At 69.4% G+C, this 16,588-nt stretch carries 13 protein-coding genes; 10 read left to right on the top strand and 3 right to left on the bottom strand.

Going from position 1 to position 16,588, the window contains the following annotated elements; genetic code table 11:
* Positions 1 to 101: 101 nt before the first annotated feature.
* Complete coding sequence (locus ABZ348_RS27675; RefSeq protein ID WP_358937542.1) at positions 102 to 704, top strand: DUF4190 domain-containing protein; 603 nt, start codon at positions 102 to 104, stop codon at positions 702 to 704.
* 221 nt (positions 705 to 925) lie between these two features.
* Here ABZ348_RS27675 and ABZ348_RS27670 read toward each other — a convergent pair whose 3' ends face one another.
* The gene (locus tag ABZ348_RS27670; RefSeq protein ID WP_358937540.1) at positions 926 to 1,528 is read right to left on the bottom strand and encodes an NADAR family protein; all 603 of its coding nucleotides are present in this window, start codon (positions 1,526 to 1,528) and stop codon (positions 926 to 928) included.
* 311 nt (positions 1,529 to 1,839) lie between these two features.
* On the opposite strand from ABZ348_RS27670, the gene ABZ348_RS27665 reads away from it, so the two are divergent.
* The 8 genes from ABZ348_RS27665 to ABZ348_RS27630 all read left to right on the top strand — a co-directional run bounded on the left by ABZ348_RS27665 (position 1,840) and on the right by ABZ348_RS27630 (position 11,738).
* Positions 1,840 to 3,351, top strand: a complete 1,512-nt coding sequence (locus ABZ348_RS27665; RefSeq protein WP_358937538.1) for a gamma-aminobutyraldehyde dehydrogenase — start codon at positions 1,840 to 1,842, stop codon at positions 3,349 to 3,351.
* A 55-nt stretch (positions 3,352 to 3,406) separates the two neighbouring features.
* On the top strand, positions 3,407 to 4,663 hold the full coding sequence (locus ABZ348_RS27660; protein WP_358937536.1) for a spermidine/putrescine ABC transporter substrate-binding protein: 1,257 nt from the start codon (positions 3,407 to 3,409) through the stop codon (positions 4,661 to 4,663).
* Positions 4,664 to 4,737: 74 nt separating this feature from the next.
* Positions 4,738 to 5,889, top strand: coding sequence for an ABC transporter ATP-binding protein (locus ABZ348_RS27655; protein ID WP_358937534.1), 1,152 nt, complete (start codon positions 4,738 to 4,740; stop codon positions 5,887 to 5,889).
* Positions 5,886 to 6,806 carry an ABC transporter permease gene (locus ABZ348_RS27650; protein ID WP_358937532.1) on the top strand — a complete coding sequence of 307 codons (921 nt, stop codon included), beginning with the start codon at positions 5,886 to 5,888 and terminating at the stop codon, positions 6,804 to 6,806. The genes ABZ348_RS27655 and ABZ348_RS27650 overlap by 4 nt, the downstream gene beginning before the upstream one ends.
* Positions 6,806 to 7,603, top strand: a complete 798-nt coding sequence (locus ABZ348_RS27645) for an ABC transporter permease (protein ID WP_358937530.1) — start codon at positions 6,806 to 6,808, stop codon at positions 7,601 to 7,603. Before ABZ348_RS27650 ends, ABZ348_RS27645 begins: the two co-directional genes overlap by 1 nt.
* A gap of 36 nt (positions 7,604 to 7,639) precedes the next feature.
* A complete protein-coding gene (locus ABZ348_RS27640; RefSeq protein WP_358937528.1) occupies positions 7,640 to 9,052 on the top strand; it encodes an FAD-dependent oxidoreductase in 1,413 nt (470 codons plus the stop codon).
* Between the two features lie 333 nt (positions 9,053 to 9,385).
* A complete protein-coding gene (locus tag ABZ348_RS27635; RefSeq protein ID WP_358937526.1) occupies positions 9,386 to 9,847 on the top strand; it encodes a hypothetical protein in 462 nt (153 codons plus the stop codon).
* 97 nt (positions 9,848 to 9,944) lie between these two features.
* Positions 9,945 to 11,738 carry a glycoside hydrolase family 18 protein gene (locus ABZ348_RS27630; protein WP_358937524.1) on the top strand — a complete coding sequence of 598 codons (1,794 nt, stop codon included), beginning with the start codon at positions 9,945 to 9,947 and terminating at the stop codon, positions 11,736 to 11,738.
* Here ABZ348_RS27630 and ABZ348_RS27625 read toward each other — a convergent pair.
* A complete protein-coding gene (locus ABZ348_RS27625) occupies positions 11,707 to 12,273 on the bottom strand; it encodes a phosphatase PAP2 family protein (protein ID WP_358937522.1) in 567 nt (188 codons plus the stop codon). The genes ABZ348_RS27630 and ABZ348_RS27625 overlap by 32 nt on opposite strands.
* 385 nt (positions 12,274 to 12,658) lie before the next feature.
* Positions 12,659 to 13,993: a 4-aminobutyrate--2-oxoglutarate transaminase gene (gene gabT / locus ABZ348_RS27620; RefSeq protein WP_358937520.1), complete on the bottom strand. Its 1,335-nt coding sequence runs from the start codon at positions 13,991 to 13,993 to the stop codon at positions 12,659 to 12,661.
* 347 nt (positions 13,994 to 14,340) lie between these two features.
* On the opposite strand from gabT, the gene ABZ348_RS27615 reads away from it, so the two are divergent.
* Positions 14,341 to 16,497, top strand: coding sequence for an ATP-binding protein (locus ABZ348_RS27615; protein ID WP_358937518.1), 2,157 nt, complete (start codon positions 14,341 to 14,343; stop codon positions 16,495 to 16,497).
* Positions 16,498 to 16,588 lie beyond the last annotated feature (91 nt).

Below are 16,588 nucleotides of genomic sequence, written 5' to 3'. Positions count from 1 at the left end.
GGGGCGATCGGGCGCAGTAGGGGCAGGGATCATCGTAGGCGGCCGGTTCCTCCGGACGGCCGAGGCTTTAGCATGACCGGAGGACAACCGGGGGGAGAACCATGACCAATCACCCGTCCCAGCCGATGGGCGAACAGGAACCGCACGACCCGTGGGCGCCGCCAGCTCCGGCCGCGCCGCACGCGGGACCGGGGCAGTCCACACCTCCCTACCCCTCGCCGCACGTGCACGACCAGCCCACGATCGCCGCCATGCCCGGTGCCGTGCCCCAACCGCCCGCGGAGTCGGTGCCGCCGCCTCCCGTGGCACCCGGCGGCCCGGCTCCCGCCGGCCCCTACGGCTACCCGGCGGCTCCGAGCGCCCCGCAGCAGGGGCCGGCGGCCTATGCGCCATTCCCCGGCTATCCGGCGTACGGACACCCGGGACACCAGCCGCTGCTCCCCCAGCAGAACGGGCTGGGCACCACCGCCATGGTGCTCGGCATCGTGGCCACGCTGCTGTTCTGTCTCTACGGCGTGGTCTCGATCATCCTGGGCATCATGGCCATCGTCTTCGGCGTCATCGGCCGCAAGCGCGTACGACAGGGCGAGGCGAACAACGGCGGCATGGCGCTGTCCGGGATCATCCTGGGGTCGATCGGCATCGTGTTCGGCGTGCTCTATCTGGCGCTGATCGTGTGGGGGATCGCCAGCGAGCAGATCTAGGTCGTGTCCGCAAAGTCCCGCCAGACCCGCCCTCCGGGCGGACGACGCTACTTTGCTGACACTCCCTAGGGCCCCGAGTCGGAGACGCCCCGGCCGTGCGTCGGGCCTCTCCGACTCGCTCCGGACCGCTGGGCCTGCTCCGGCTTCGCGGCTCTCGGGTCGGTGCGCGAGGTCGGGCCGCGGCACCTCAACGCGACCCCGCCGGGCACCATCCCCAGGCATCACCCGCCGCCTCGACCCCCGGGGCCCTCCTCCTGCACGGGCTGCCCTCTCGCACCCGTCTCGCGCCGAAGCTCCTCCCGGGCCTCCATCAGCGCGAACCCCAGGAGGTTCAGCCCCCGCCAACGGCTCGGGTCCGCCGCGCGCTCATCGCCGGCCGTCAGCCCGATCCCCCAGATCCGGTCCCGTGGACTCGCCTCCACCAGTACGCGGTCCCCGGTGGCCAGCAGAAAGGCCCGGAGCTCCGGGAGCAGACCGAACTTGTGCACGCTGCCGCGGCGCACAATGCCGAACCGCTCCCGCTTCCACACGGTCTCGTCGAAGCCGCGCACCAGCCGGCCCGCCTTCTTGGCCTCCGCCGGACTCCCGGCGTCGAGGGCCCGCCGCTCGGCCTCCGGGTCATCGAACAGCCTGGCCTTCTCCGCCATCATCCAGTGCTCCGCCGTCGCGTAGTGCACGCCGTCGACCGTGAACGGCGAGGGCCACCACTGACTGAGACAGCCCGCGCCGATCGATCCGTCTGCGCGCGGCCGGTGGCCCCAGAAGTGCAGGTACGTGACTCGCTCACCCCTGCTGACCTGCTGCATCAGCTCATCCATCGCCATGCACGCGAGTCTTGCATCCACCACTGACACTCCGTACGGGGAATTGCCCGTAGACGCGACAGATGGTCGACCGATTCCGTCGCGTAACCAAAAGGCAACAACGGAATCACTTGTTGGCTTAAGGGTGCTCTGTCAGGATCGGCACTCCATTCACGCTGGGACAACGACGTCAAGCGCCGGAATCTTGACGTCCACAGCCCCACGGCCCCCACCACCCTTCCGGCACGATCACGGCACCGCCCGGCACCGTCCGGGCACCAATCAGTCAACATCCAGGGCGATACGCATCGAACTGGGACTACGGAGACGTCATGGGCAACCGCGACCAGATGCAGGACCGTTTCGCCAGCGGCGCGCAGTACATCGCCGGACAGCTACGGCCCGGCACCTCGGGGCGTACGCAGGACATCGTCGACCCGGCCACCGGTGAGACCGTCCTCAGCTACGAGCTGGCCGGCACCGGCGATGTGGACGCAGCCGTCGCCGCCGCCCGCGAGGCGTTCCCCCAGTGGGCCGGCGCCACCCCCGGCGAGCGCTCCGACGCCCTGCACGCCTTCGCCTCCGTGCTGGCCGCACAGGCCGATGACTTCGCACGGGCCGAATCCCTCCAGTGCGGCAAGCCCATCAAGCTCAGCACCGAGTTCGACGTGCCCGGCACCGTGGACAACACCGCCTTCTTCGCGGGCGCGGCCCGCCACCTCCAGGGCCAGTCGGCCGGCGAGTACAGCGGTGACCACACCTCGTACGTACGCCGTGAGGCGATCGGGGTCATCGGCTCCATCGCCCCCTGGAACTACCCGCTCCAGATGGCTGCCTGGAAGATCCTCCCGGCCGTCGCGGCCGGGAACACCATCGTCCTCAAGCCCGCCGAGATCACCCCGCTGACCTCGCTGATGTTCGCCCAGGCTGCGACCGAAGCCGGCATTCCCGACGGTGTCATCAACATCGTCTCCGGCGCCGGCCTCGGCGCGGGAGAGCATCTGGTGGGCCACCCCGACGTGGCCATGACCTCCTTCACCGGCTCCACGGCCGTGGGCAAGCGCGTCGCCGAGATCGCCACCTCCACCGTCAAGCGGCTGCACCTCGAACTCGGTGGCAAGGCTCCCTTCGTCGTCTTCGACGACGCCGACCCGGAGGCCGCCATCCAGGGCGCCGTCGCCGGATCGCTGATCAACTCCGGTCAGGACTGCACCGCGGCCACCCGCGTCTACGTCCAGCGCCCCCTGTACGAGCAGCTCACCGCCGGCATCGCCGATGTGATGGCGAGCGTGCGCGTCGGTGACCCCTTCGACCCGTCCACCGACCTCGGCCCCCTGGTCTCGCACACCCACCGCGACCGGGTCGCCGGCTTCGTGGAGCGCGCCCGCTCCTACGCCAGGGTCGTCACCGGCGGTGCCGTGCCCAAGGGCCGTCCCGAGGGTGCCTTCTACCTCCCCACCCTGATCGCGGGCGCCGCCCAGGACAGCGAGGTCGTCCAGTCCGAGATCTTCGGCCCGGTCCTGGTGATCCTGCCCTTCGACTCGGACGAGGAGGGCATCGCGCTCGCCAACGACACCCCGTACGGACTCGCCGCCTCCGCCTGGACGCGCGACGTCTACCGGGCCGGCCGCGCCACCCGTGAGATCAAGGCGGGCTGCGTCTGGGTGAACGACCACATCCCGATCATCAGCGAGATGCCGCACGGCGGCTACAAGGCATCGGGATACGGCAAGGACATGTCGACGTACTCCTTCGAGGAGTACACGCAGGTCAAGCACGTCATGTACGACAACACCGCGGTGGCCGCGAAGGACTGGCACCGCACGATCTTCGGGGACAGATAGCCGATCGCCGCCCCCGTGCGCGGGGGCGGCCCCCATCCCGAAAGGGCACAGCTTCATGGACCGATACCAGTCCGAAGGTTCCACGGACCCGTCCGGCGCCCAACTCGCCGCGATGCGGCGCACCCTCACCAGCGGCCGGGGTGCCCTCACCCGCCGTTCGGTGCTGCGTGCGGGCGGCGTCGGGGCGCTCGGCGTGGGCGCGCTGGCCGCGCTGAGCGGCTGTGGCATCCCTCCCGCGAAACGCGAGGGCGGGGCGCAGTCGTCGAACGACCACTCGGACAAGGAGAAGACGCTCAGCTTCTCCAACTGGACCGAGTACATGGACGTCAGCGAGGACGAGAAGAGCCGTCCCACGCTGGTCGAGTTCACCAAGCGGACCGGCATCAAGGTCAAGTACACCGAGGACATCAACGACAACGTCGAGTTCTTCGGCAAGATCCAGCCCCAGCTCGCGGCCGGCCAACCCACGGGCCGCGATCTGATCAGCGTCACCGACTGGCTCGCGGGCCGGATGATCCGCCTCGGCTGGGCGCAGAAGCTGGACGCCTCGCTGCTGCCGAACGCGTACGCCAACCTCTCCGCCCAGTTCCGCAGCCCCGACTGGGACCCCGGGCGGGCGTACTCGTACCCCTGGACCGGCATCTCCACCGTCATCGCCTACAACGCGAAGGCGACCGGTGGCAAGAAGGTCGACTCCGTCACGCAACTCCTCGACGACCCCACCCTCAAGGGTCGCGTGGGCTTCCTCACCGAGATGCGCGACACCATCGGGATGACCCTGCTCGACCTCGGCAAGGACCCGGGGAAGTTCTCCGACGCCGACTACGACGCCGCGATCGGCCGGCTTCAGAAGGGCGTCGACAAGAAGCAGGTCCGTCGCTTCACCGGCAACGACTACACGTCCGACCTGGACAAGGGCGATCTCGCCGCCTGTCTCGCCTGGGCCGGGGACGTCATCCAACTGCAAGCGGGCAACCCCGACATCAAGTACGCGATCCCGGCGGCCGGATACATCACCTCCAGCGACAATCTGCTGGTTCCCGCCGGTGCCCGGCACCAGAAGAACGCGACCCGGCTCATCGACTACTACTACGAGCCGCCGGTGGCGGCCCAGCTCGCCGCGTACATCAACTACGTGTGCCCCGTCGAGGGCGTCGCCCCCGAACTGGCCAAGATCGACCCCGCCCTGGCCAGCAACACCCTGATCATTCCGGACAAGGCCATGGCCGCCAAGTCCCACGCCTTCCGCTCGCTGAGCGCAGAGGAAGAGAAGGCGTACGAAGAGAAGTTCGCCAAGCTCATCGGTGCCTGAGCCCGCCCCGCCCATGCGCCGAACCACCCAGCGCCCCCGTCCTCGTCTGACCGCAACCCCTGGGAACGCGACCCATGACTGACACAACTGCGGGCGGAGATGTCCGCCTCTCCGGGATCAGCAAGAACTACGGCTCCTTCCAGGCCGTCCATCCCCTCGATCTGACCGTTCCCCAGGGTTCGTTCTTCGCACTGCTCGGCGCATCCGGCTGCGGAAAGACCACCACCCTGCGGATGATCGCCGGTCTGGAGGACCCCAGTACCGGAAGCGTGTTCCTCGGCGACCGCGACGTCACCGGACTGCCCCCGTACAAGCGGCCCGTGAACACGGTGTTCCAGAGCTACGCGCTCTTCCCGCACCTGTCCATCGCGGAGAACGTCGCCTTCGGGCTGCGCCGGCGCGGCATCAAGTCCGTGAAGAAGCAGGTCGGCGACATGCTGGACCTGGTCCAGCTCGGCGACTTCGCCCAGCGCAAGCCGCACCAGCTCTCCGGCGGCCAGCAGCAGCGCGTCGCCGTGGCCCGCGCCCTGATCAACCATCCGCAGGTCCTGCTGCTCGACGAGCCCCTCGGAGCGCTCGACCTCAAGCTGCGCCGCCAGATGCAACTGGAGCTCAAGCGCATCCAGACCGAGGTCGGCATCACCTTCGTCCACGTCACCCACGACCAGGAGGAGGCCATGACCATGGCCGACACCGTCGCGGTGATGAACGGCGGACGGGTGGAGCAACTCGGCGCGCCCGCAGAGCTGTACGAGAACCCCCAGACCACGTTCGTCGCCAACTTCCTCGGCACCTCCAACCTGATCGAGGCCACCGTGGCCTCGTCGGGCGCGGGCGACGTGGTCGTCACCGCCGCGGACGCCACCCTGCGCCTGTCCGCCGACCGCTGCGCCACCTCGCCCAGCACCGGCGGCAAGATCCTCGTCGGCATCCGCCCGGAGAAGATCTCCCTCACCCACGCCGACGAGGCGGACGGGATCGGCGCCGGCCGAAACCGCCTCACCGGCACCATCGCCGACTCCAGCTTCATCGGCGTCTCCACCCAGTTCGTGATCGACAGCCCCGTCTGTCCGGATCTTGAGGTGTACATCCAGAACATCGAGCGCGACCCGCGGCTGGTCCCCGGCGCGCAGGTGGTGCTGCACTGGAACCCGGACCACACCTTCGGTCTTGACGCGGCGCAGGACATCGACGCGGGCGTGGAGACGGTGGGGGAGACCTCATGACCGCAACCGCCACCGCCGCCGCGGCCGAAGCGGGAGTGGTCCACAAGCCGTCGCTGCGCCGCAAACTGGTGCCGTACTGGCTGCTGCTCCCCGGCATCCTCTGGCTGCTCGTCTTCTTCGCGCTGCCCCTGGTCTACCAGGCGTCGACCTCGGTCCAGACGGGGTCGCTGGAAGAGGGCTTCAAGGTCACCTGGCACTTCCCGACCTACTGGGACGCGCTGACCGAGTACTGGCCGCACTTCGTCCGCTCGATGCTGTACGCGGGCACCGCCACGATCCTGTGCCTGCTGCTCGGCTATCCGCTGGCGTACCTCATCGCCTTCAAGGCCGGCCGCTGGCGCAATCTGATCCTGGTCCTGGTGATCGCGCCCTTCTTCACCAGCTTCCTGATCCGCACCCTGGCGTGGAAGACGATCCTCGCGGACAGCGGCCCGGTGGTGGAGACCCTCAACACCATCGGCTTCCTGGACATCACCAACTGGCTCGGGATGACCGACGGGAGCCGGGTGCTCGCCACTCCGCTCGCCGTCGTCACCGGTCTGACGTACAACTTCCTGCCCTTCATGATCCTTCCGCTCTACACCTCCCTGGAACGGATCGACACCAGGCTCCACGAGGCAGCCGGGGACCTCTACGCGCGGCCGTCGACCGCCTTCCGCAAGGTCACCTTCCCGCTCTCCATGCCGGGTGTGGTCTCCGGGACCATGCTGACCTTCATTCCGGCCAGCGGTGACTACATCAATGCCGAACTGCTCGGCTCCACCGACACCAAGATGGTCGGAAACGTCATCCAGTCGCAGTTCCTGCGGGTGCTCGACTATCCGACTGCGGCGGCGCTGTCATTCATCCTCATGGCGGTCGTCCTGATCGTGGTCACGATCTACATTCGCCGGGCTGGAACGGAGGACCTGGTCTGATGCGTTGGCTACGGCGCAATATCGTCGTGATCGCGGGCCTGCTGACGCTCGCGTATCTGATCCTGCCGAACATCGTCGTCATGGTGTTCTCGTTCAACAATCCGGCCGGCAAGTTCAATTACTCCTGGCGCGAATTCTCCACCGAGGCGTGGCGGGACCCCTGCGGCGTCGCCGATATGTGCGGCTCGCTCGTGCTCTCCCTCCAGATCGCCTTCTTCGCGACGATCGGGGCGACCGTCCTCGGCGCGATGATCGCCTTCGCCCTGGTCAGATATCGTTTCAAGGCCCGCGGCACGATCAACTCGCTGATCTTCCTGCCGATGGCGATGCCCGAAGTCGTGATGGCGGCCTCGCTGCTCACGCTCTTCCTGAACCTCGGCGCCCAGCTGGGTTTCTGGACCATCCTCATCGCGCACACCATGTTCTGCCTCAGCTTCGTCGTGGTGGCCGTGAAAGCCCGGGTCCTTTCGATGGACCCACGCCTCGAAGAAGCCGCGCGGGACCTCTATGCGGGACCGGTGCAGACCTTCTTGAGGGTCACCCTCCCGATTGCGGCTCCGGGAATCGCCGCGGGCGCGATGCTCGCCTTCGCACTGTCCTTCGACGATTTCATCATCACCAATTTCAACTCGGGTAGCACCGTCACCTTCCCCATGTTCGTATGGGGCTCGGCACAGCGCGGCACACCCGTTCAGATCAATGTCATCGGTACGGCCATGTTCATCGTCGCCGTACTGATCGTGGTCGTCGCCCAGCTGATCAGCAGCAGGCGCAAGCACAGCGCACGATCCAAGTAAGGCCCGTACCCACGGGTCCTCGAAGGAGTGGAAACCATGGCCCCAGCTGCCATGACCTTTGCCTCATCCCTGTCCGACGCCCAGCCGGTGCCCTACTGGCTGGACGACCCGGACAAGCCGGCGGCGCTGCCCGCGCTCACCGGTGACGAACGCTGCGACCTGCTGGTCGTCGGCGGCGGCTACAGCGGACTGTGGACCGCGCTGCTCGCCAAGGAGCGCGACCCCTCGACCGAGGTGGTCCTGATCGAAGGCCGCGAGGTGGGCTGGGCCGCCTCGGGCCGCAACGGCGGCTTCTGTGCCGCATCGCTCACCCACGGCCTGAGCAACGGGCTGGCGCGCTGGCCCGGGGAGATCGACCGGCTGGAGGAACTCGGCGCCCGCAATCTGGACGGCATCGAGGAGGCCGTCGCCCGGTACTCCATCGACTGCGACTTCGAGCGCACCGGCAGCCTCGACGTCGCCACCGAGCCATACCAGGTGGCCGAATTGGCCGAGATGTACGAGGAGACCCAGCGGCTCGGCGTCGAGGGACTCACCCTCCTCGACCAGGACGCCGTGCGCGCCGAGGTGAACTCGCCGATCTTCCTCGGCGGGCTGTGGGACAAGCGGGGCACGGCCATGCTCCATCCCGCCAAGCTCGCCTGGGGCCTCAAGCGCGCCTGCCGGGAGCTGGGGGTGCGGATCTACGAGAACACCCCCGGGACCGACATCGCCACGGCCGGTGCGGGCATGGCCGTGCGCACCCCCTACGGCCGGATCTTCGCGGGCCGGGTCGCGCTGGGCACCAATGTGTTCCCCTCCCTGGTCAAGCGTGTGCGCCCGTACACCGTTCCGGTCTACGACTACGCACTGATGACCGAGCCGCTCAGCCCGGCCCAACTGGCGGAGATCGGCTGGGACGGCCGTCAGGGCCTCGGTGACGTCGCCAACCAGTTCCACTACTTCCGGATCACCGCCGATCACCGCATCCTCTGGGGCGGCTACGACGCGATCTATCCGTTCGGCGGCAAAGTCAGCTCAGCCTTGGACCACCGCCCGGAGACCTACCTCAAGCTCGCGGAGCACTTCTTCCGTTACTTCCCCCAGCTCGAAGGGCTCCGTTTCAGCCATGCCTGGGGCGGTGCCATCGACACCTGTTCGCGCTTCTCGGCGTTCTTCGGCACGGCCCACGGCGGTCGGGTCGCCTATGCGGCCGGCTACACGGGCCTGGGCGTGGGCGCGACCCGCTTCGGCGCGGACGTGATGCTCGACCTGCTGGCAGGGGAGCGCACCGAGCGCACCGAGTTGGAGATGGTCCGCAGCAAGCCGCTGCCGTTCCCGCCCGAGCCGGTCGCCTGGGCGGGCATCGGCATCACCAAGTGGTCGCTGGCGAAGGCGGACGCCAACGGCGGCCGTCGGAACGTCTGGCTGAAGACGATGGACCGCCTGGGGCTGGGCTTCGACAGCTGAACACCGGCTGGACGTCCAGGAGCACCTGCTGGACGTCGGCCCACTGATCGGGCCGTGGCCCCGATTCCCGGATCGCGCTGTCCGGGAAGCGGGGCCACGGTCTTGTGCGCGGCCCACCCCGACGGACCCCGGCCCGATCCCGGCCCGATCCCGACCTCGCCCCGACCTCGTCCCGACCCCGTCCCGAGCACCGGGGCGCATCGGCGTGATCATGACGTGACCCAGTTCACTACCAATGAGTAGCCAAAGTCGCGTCATAGTCGGGGCCGACCCCGCTCTCCCCGTGTGCAGGCGATGGACGCCACGCGTGGATCGAGGGTGGGAGGCCGGGCGATGACTGCCTCGGGGGTCAAGACAGCGGTGGAGTGGCTGGCGTCGGTGGCGCCGAATCCGGACGCCTGTCGATGGGAGTGGGAGCGTCACCCGCTCGGGGTGGCGCTCCTGCCGGCGGGAGTGCGGTGGGACGTGCTGATCCTGCCGGCCCGGCTGGGCTATCCCACCTTGGACGTGCTCCAGCGGCTGGTTGATCGGCCCGGGCCGGTGCTGGCGGACTTCGGCGATGCGCGGATGGGCTTCTTCGTCCCCGCGGGTACGGCCGGCCGCTGGCTCGGCACCGGCATTCGCGGTGCAGGTCAGGGCACCTGGATCGTGGTGCCCCATCCGGGGCGGGCCAGTGGCGGGGGCACCCGGTGGCTGATCGTGCCGAACGGTTCGGGGAACCTCAACGATCCTCTGCTGTTGGAGCTGGCCATGCACGAGGCGGCGGCTGCGCTGGCGCGTCATGAGGGCGAGTGAGGGACCCGGTGTCTGTGAGAACCCTTGACAACCTTATTGGTCTGGACCAAATTGACGGCGACTTGACCTCCCAACCCCCCATGTACCGGAGGTAGTTGTGAAGCGCACCAGACTCACGGCCGCTCTCACTGCGGCCGTGCTAGCCCTCGGCGGACTCGTCGCCACCGCCACCACCGCACAGGCGGCGGATCAGGAACTCGCCGTCAACGGCGGCTTCGAGGCCGGACTCACCGGGTGGAACTGCTCGGCGGGCAGCGGCGCCGCCGTGACCACACCGGTCCGCGGCGGCACCTCCGCACTGAAGGCCACCCCCGCGGGCAGCGACAATGCGAAGTGCACCCAGACGGTCACCGTCAAGCCGAACTCCGCCTACACCGTGAGCGGTTGGGTGCAGGGCGGCTACGTCTACCTGGGCGTCTCGGGCACGGGCACCACGGACGCCTACAACTGGACGCCTTCGGCCAGCACCTGGCAGAAGCTGTCCACGACCTTCCGCACCGGTCCCTCGACCACCTCGGTCACCCTCTACACCCACGGCTGGTACGGCACGCCCGCCTACTACGCCGACGACCTTTCGCTCTTCGGGCCCGGCGGCGCGCCGATCGAGATCCCGGCGACCCCAACCGGGCTCAGCGCGGGATCGCCGACCTCCACCTCCATCCCGCTGAGCTGGACCGCCGTGTCCGGCGCCACCGGATACAACGTCTACCAGGGCACCCGGGTCATCCCGGTGACCGGCACCTCCACCGTGGTGACCGGGCTGACGGCCTCCACGTCCTACAGCTTCCAGGTGACGGCCACCAACAGCGCCGGCGAGTCGGCCAAGTCGGCCGCGGTCACCGCGGAAACCACCAGCGGCGGCACGCCGGGAACCCAGCTGCCCCCCCACGCCCTGGTGGGCTATCTGCACTCCAGCTTCGCCAACGGCTCCGGCTACACCCGGATGGCGGACGTGCCCGACTCCTGGGACGTCATCAACCTGGCGTTCGGCGAACCGACCTCGGTGACCTCGGGTGACATCCGGTTCAGCCTCTGCCCGGTGACGGAGTGCCCCAACGTGGAGTCGGTGGCCGAGTTCAAGGCCGCCATCCAGGCCAAGCAGGCGGCGGGCAAGAAGGTGCTGATCTCCATCGGCGGCCAGAACGGCCAGGTCCAACTCTCCTCCACCGGAGCGCGGGACGCGTTCGTCACCTCCGTATCGAAGATCATCGACGAGTACGGCCTCGACGGTCTCGACATCGACTTCGAGGGCCACTCCCTGTCGCTGAACACCGGCGACACGGACTTCCGTTCCCCGACCACACCGGTGGTCACCAACCTGATCCAGGCGGTGAAGACGCTCAAGGCCAAGTACGGCACCAAGTTCATCCTGACGATGGCCCCGGAGACCTTCTTCGTCCAACTGGGCTACCAGTTCTACGGCTCGGGCCCGTGGGGCGGCCAGGACCCGCGGGCGGGCTCGTACCTCCCGGTGATCCACGCGCTGCGCGACGACCTCACCCTGCTGCACGTCCAGCACTACAACTCGGGGCCGATCATGGGTCTCGACAACCAGTACCACACCATGGGCAACGCCGACTTCCACATCGCGATGGCCGACATGATGCTCACCGGCTTCCCGGTGGCGGGCAACCAGTCGCGGATCTTCCCGCCGCTGCGGGCCGATCAGATCGCGATCGGCATGCCGGCGTCCACCCAGGCGGGCAACGGACACACGGCGCCCGCCGAGGTGAACAAGACGCTCGACTGCCTCACCAAGAAGACCAACTGCGGCTCATACCAGACCCACGGCACCTGGCCCGCCCTGCGCGGCCTGATGACCTGGTCGATCAACTGGGACCGCTACAACCAGTGGCAGTTCAGCCGGAACTTCGACGCGTACACCTGGTGACCACCACCAGCAGCGCGCCGCACAGGGCCCAACTGCCGATCACGTCCAGCGGCCAGTGGTAGCCCCGTAGGACCAGACCGATGCCCGTCGCCAGGGTGAGCACCAGGGCGGCGGGCATCGCCCATCGTCGGCGCAGGAGAGGAGCCAGGAGGAGGGCTGCGCCGCAGTAGGCGACGAGGGCCGTCGCCGCGTGTCCGGAGGGGTAGTAGCCGGTGGCGTCCGTCAGTGGTCCCGGACGGTCCAGCAGCGCCTTTAGCGGTACGACACAGGCGGGCACCGCCGCCATGGCGAGGACGACGCCGACCGCCTCCCGCCATCGCCGCAGGCGCTCACGCCCGTACGCATACGCCAGCGAGGCACCCAGTACGGGCAGGGCCACGGCGAGATTGCCCAGGTCGGCGAGGAGTTCGGTGAAGGCGGATGGCCCGTGGCCCGCGATCCGTGACGAGATGCGCTCGTCCAGGGCGCGCAGCGGCCCGTCGATCGCCACCTGCCAGGTCACCGCCGCGAACGTCAGCAGACAGAGCGCGAGCAACAGAAAAGCCGGCCGCCTCGGAACAGGGGGGGTAGTTCCGAGGCAGCCGGTCTGATCGGGCCGCCGCGCGCCCCGGGGGGTTTGGGGCGAGCGGCCATCCGATCGGTGAGGAGTTCCGGAGCCAGAGGCTCCGGTGGTGTGCGCAAAGGCACGGCCGATGTGGTGCTGGGGAGGCTCCGCATCGGACTCGCCCGCAGTCCCCTGCGGGCGGGGTGTTTCTCTCATCTGCAGAAACCGTACGGCAGTGACAGGGGGGACCGACAGCCACATCTCCATGCCGCCATCGGGCCCCCACATGTTCTTCACAGGCCCCGACCGTTCCGCCTGGTCAGACCGGGGTTGTTACCGCCGGTCACGGACGTCACGGAGGGTCGCCCTCCGGCCGTCAGATGCGCGTGAACGCCTGCTCGATGACGTCCAGGCCCTCGTTCAGCAGGTCCTCGCCGATCACCAGCGGCGGCAGGAAGCGCAGCACGTTGCCGTACGTACCGCAGGTCAGCACCAGTACGCCCTCGGCGTGGCACGCCTTGGCGAGCGCCGTGGCAGCCGCCGCGTGCGGCTCCTTGGTGTCCCGGTCCTGGACCAGCTCGATCGCGATCATCGCGCCACGGCCGCGGATCTCGCCGATGATGTCGAACTTCTCCTGCATCGCGGCGAGACGGCCCTTCATGACCTCCTCGATGCGCCGCGCCTTGGCGTTGAGGTCCAGCTCCTTCATCGTCTCGATCGACCCGAGCGCACCGGCACAGGCCACCGGGTTGCCGCCGTAGGTGCCGCCGAGGCCACCTGCGTGCGCCGCGTCCATGATCTCGGCGCGACCGGTCACCGCGGCCAGCGGCAGACCGCCCGCGATGCCCTTGGCGGTCGTGATCAGGTCCGGGACGAGGCCCTCGTCCTCACAGGCGAACCACTGGCCGGTGCGGCAGAAGCCCGACTGGATCTCGTCGGCGACGAAGACGATCCCGTTCTCCTTGGCGAACTCCGCGATCGCCGGCAGGAAGCCCTTGGCCGGCTCGATGAACCCGCCCTCGCCCAGCACCGGCTCGATGATGATCGCCGCGACGTTCTCCGCGCCGATCTGCTTGCTGATCTGGTCGATGGCCTGCGCGGACGCCTCGGCGCCCGCGTTCGCGGCACCGGTGGGCCAGCGGTAGCCGTACGCGACGGGCACTCGGTAGACCTCGGGGGCGAACGGCCCGAAGCCCTGCTTGTACGGCATGTTCTTCGCGGTCAGCGCCATCGTCAGATTGGTGCGGCCGTGGTAGCCGTGGTCGAAGACGACGACGGCCTGGCGCTTGGTGTAGCTGCGGGCGATCTTCACCGCGTTCTCGACGGCCTCGGCACCCGAGTTGAACAGCGCGGACTTCTTGGCGTGGTCACCCGGGGTGAGCTCGGCCAGCGCCTCGGCGACGGCCACGTAGCCCTCGTACGGGGTGACCATGAAACAGGTGTGGGTGAAGTCCGCGAGCTGGGCGGACGCACGGCGTACGACGGCCTCGGCGCTGGCGCCGACGCTTGTGACGGCGATGCCGGAACCGAAGTCGATCAGACGGTTGCCGTCGACGTCCTCGATGATTCCGCCTCCCGCACGAGCGGTGAAGACGGGCAGCACCGAACCCACGCCACCAGCGACCACTGCGGTACGGCGAGCCTGGAGCTCCACCGACTTGGGTCCGGGAATGGCGGTGACGATGCGGCGCTCCTGCGGGATCGCGGTCATAGGGGCTCCTGGGGGTGCTGTGGACGCTTCAGTTCTTCCCCGCAGGCTAGGGGCGGGCCGGTCGTGGCGGCATGTGCCGTTCGGGAGTGTTGGGGATGAGTCCTTGTCCGCCCCGGACATACCGCGCCCAGGCCCCGCCCCCACAGCAGGACGGGGAGCAGCCCAGCGCCTCCGGGCAGGTCCGCACACGCAGGGGCGGGCGGCCCGAGCCGCCCTCGCCATGGACCCGGGCGCACTCCTCCCCTCCGATCCCCTTCCGCCACGGGGTGAATCGGTGAACTCCCCGCGCCAGGGCACTAGATTGACCGTGCACAGAGCGGGCCTGGCTGGTCAGGGGGCAGCAGTTCATGGATTCCGAAGGCACATTCGACGCACGCGGCACGGAGCGCGGTCCCGCGCCCAGATCCGGACCGCCGCCACACCCGCCTTCCGTACCCCGACCCGCCGGGCCACCGAGCTTCCCGCCCGCTCCCGGCATCCCCGCCCTCCCGGGGCACGCCCCCACCACGCGCCCGGCCGTCACCGACTGGCTGCGCACCCCCCGCCCCGCCGCCGACCCCGGCGTCTGGCGGTTCGGCCACCGCGCCCGCCCCGACGAGGAGCCCGACGAAGTCCCCGCCCGACGATTGTTCGCCGGTGCACTGATTGCCCTCCTCACCGGCTGGCTGCTCTGGTCCCTGCTGTGGAACGGCTACCTCGGCCGCTACTGGATCTGGCCGCTGCTCGTCCTCACCCCCGAATCCTGGCGCTCCGACCCGCCCCTGTGGGCCACCGCCAGCTACACCTACTACGCGCTCGTCGGCGGCGGACTGCTGGTGTTCTTCGCCCGCCTCGGGCACGTCCCCGAGATATGGCGCCGCTACGCCCGCCGCGCCAAGAAGCCCGGCACCCCGACCGCACGGCCCTCGCAGACCGGGCCCGACCCCGCCGAGTGGCCGGAACTCCGCGCGGCCGGTCTCGTCGACGCCGCGCAGACCCTCACCGAAGCAGCCCGCGCGGGTGCGCTCGGCGATGTGGACTACGCCCGCATCCGACGGGCCTGGCAAGGCGTCCAGGCCCGTCCCGAACTGCTGCCCGCCTTCACCGACACCGTCCGTCGCCAGGGCGCCGCGGCCTGCGGCCACCCCTCCGGCCTGCGGGACCTGCCCGTACGCACCGCCACCCATGACCTCGTCACCGCACAGGTGCGGATCGGCACCGCCGCCGACGACCGGCGCAACCCCTACGCCCGGCGCACCACGGGCGTCGCACTCGACCCCTCACTGCTCGGCACCTCCCTGCTGGCCGTCGGCCCGTCCGGCTGCGGCAAGAGCGTGCGGCTGATCCGCCCGGTCGTCGAGTCCCTCGGACTGCTGGCCCTCGCCAATCGCGCCGCCGTGGTCGCCGTCACCGCCCAGGGCGCACTGCTCGCCCCCGACGACGCCTTCGACCTGGTCATCGCCATCGGACGCAGCGACTCCCGACACGACCTGGACCTCTACGGCGGCTCCACCGACCCCGACGAAGCCGCCCGGATGCTCGCCGAAGCCCTGGTCGGAGATCTGGCCGCCACCCTGCCCGGCAGTGACGGCCGACGCGCCGCCACCGCACTGGCCCAGCTGATCGGCCCCTACCAATCCGTCCACGGCCACTTCCCGGCCGTTCCCGAACTGCGCGAGCTCCTCAGCGGCGCCCCCGCCGCGCTCGACGCCCTGCGCCAGGCGCTCCAGTCGCAGGGCGGGAGGGCGGCGGCACAACTGCGCGAGCTGGACGCGCGCGAACGCCAGTCCGCCCGCGGCGGCGATGACATCGGGGTGCTGCTCGCCGAACGGATCGCCTTCCTGGACCGACCCGCGTTCGCGACCTCCTTCCGCACCGACGACAACAGCCGCCAGTTCTCCCTGAAGGCCATCGAACATCCGCTGCGGGTCCGCATCGACCTGCCCGAACGCGGCCACGCCGAGGCGTCGCGGATCATCGCGCGCCTGCTGCTCGCCCAGTTCACCGAAGCCGCCCTCAGCCGCTCGGACCGCTCGCTGTTCGCCGCGCTCGTCCTCGACGACGCGACGTACACGGTGACCGCGGATTCGGTACGGGCCGTGCAACGGCTGCGCTCCGCCCATGCCGGGGTGGTGCTGACCCTGCGCACCCTGGAGGACGTGCCCGATCCGCTGCGCGGCCCCCTCCTGGGCGCCGTGGGCTGCCGGATGGCCTTCGCGGGGCTCGCCCCCTGGGACGGCGGCCGGTTCGCGGAGACCTGGGGCACCGAGTGGGTGCAGACCCGTGATGTCACCAATCGCCAGATCATCTCGGACGAGCCCCTCACCAAGGCGATGCACGCCATGCGCCGCCTGGTCACCGGGAAGGCGACCACCGCAGAGGCGATCACCGTACGGGAGGTGGAACGGGCCCGCTGGTCCGCATCCGACCTCGCCCATGCGGTGCCCGCCGGACACGCGGTCCTCTCCCTGGCGAACGTCAACGGCGAGCACACCCCGCCCCTGCTCGTCGATCTCCGTACATAGCGGAACTCCCCTGTACGGATTACCCCGACCGCCCTGAACCACTACGAGCTGGCAGAATTGAGGTAATCAGTTCATACGGCACGGCGAAATC

The sequence above is a fragment of the Streptomyces sp. NPDC005963 genome (assembly GCF_040638655.1).
Taxonomy (GTDB): Bacteria; Actinomycetota; Actinomycetes; order Streptomycetales; family Streptomycetaceae; genus Streptomyces.
Note: the sequence above shows the minus strand (reverse complement) of the source record. Positions and strands in the feature narration are given on the sequence as shown.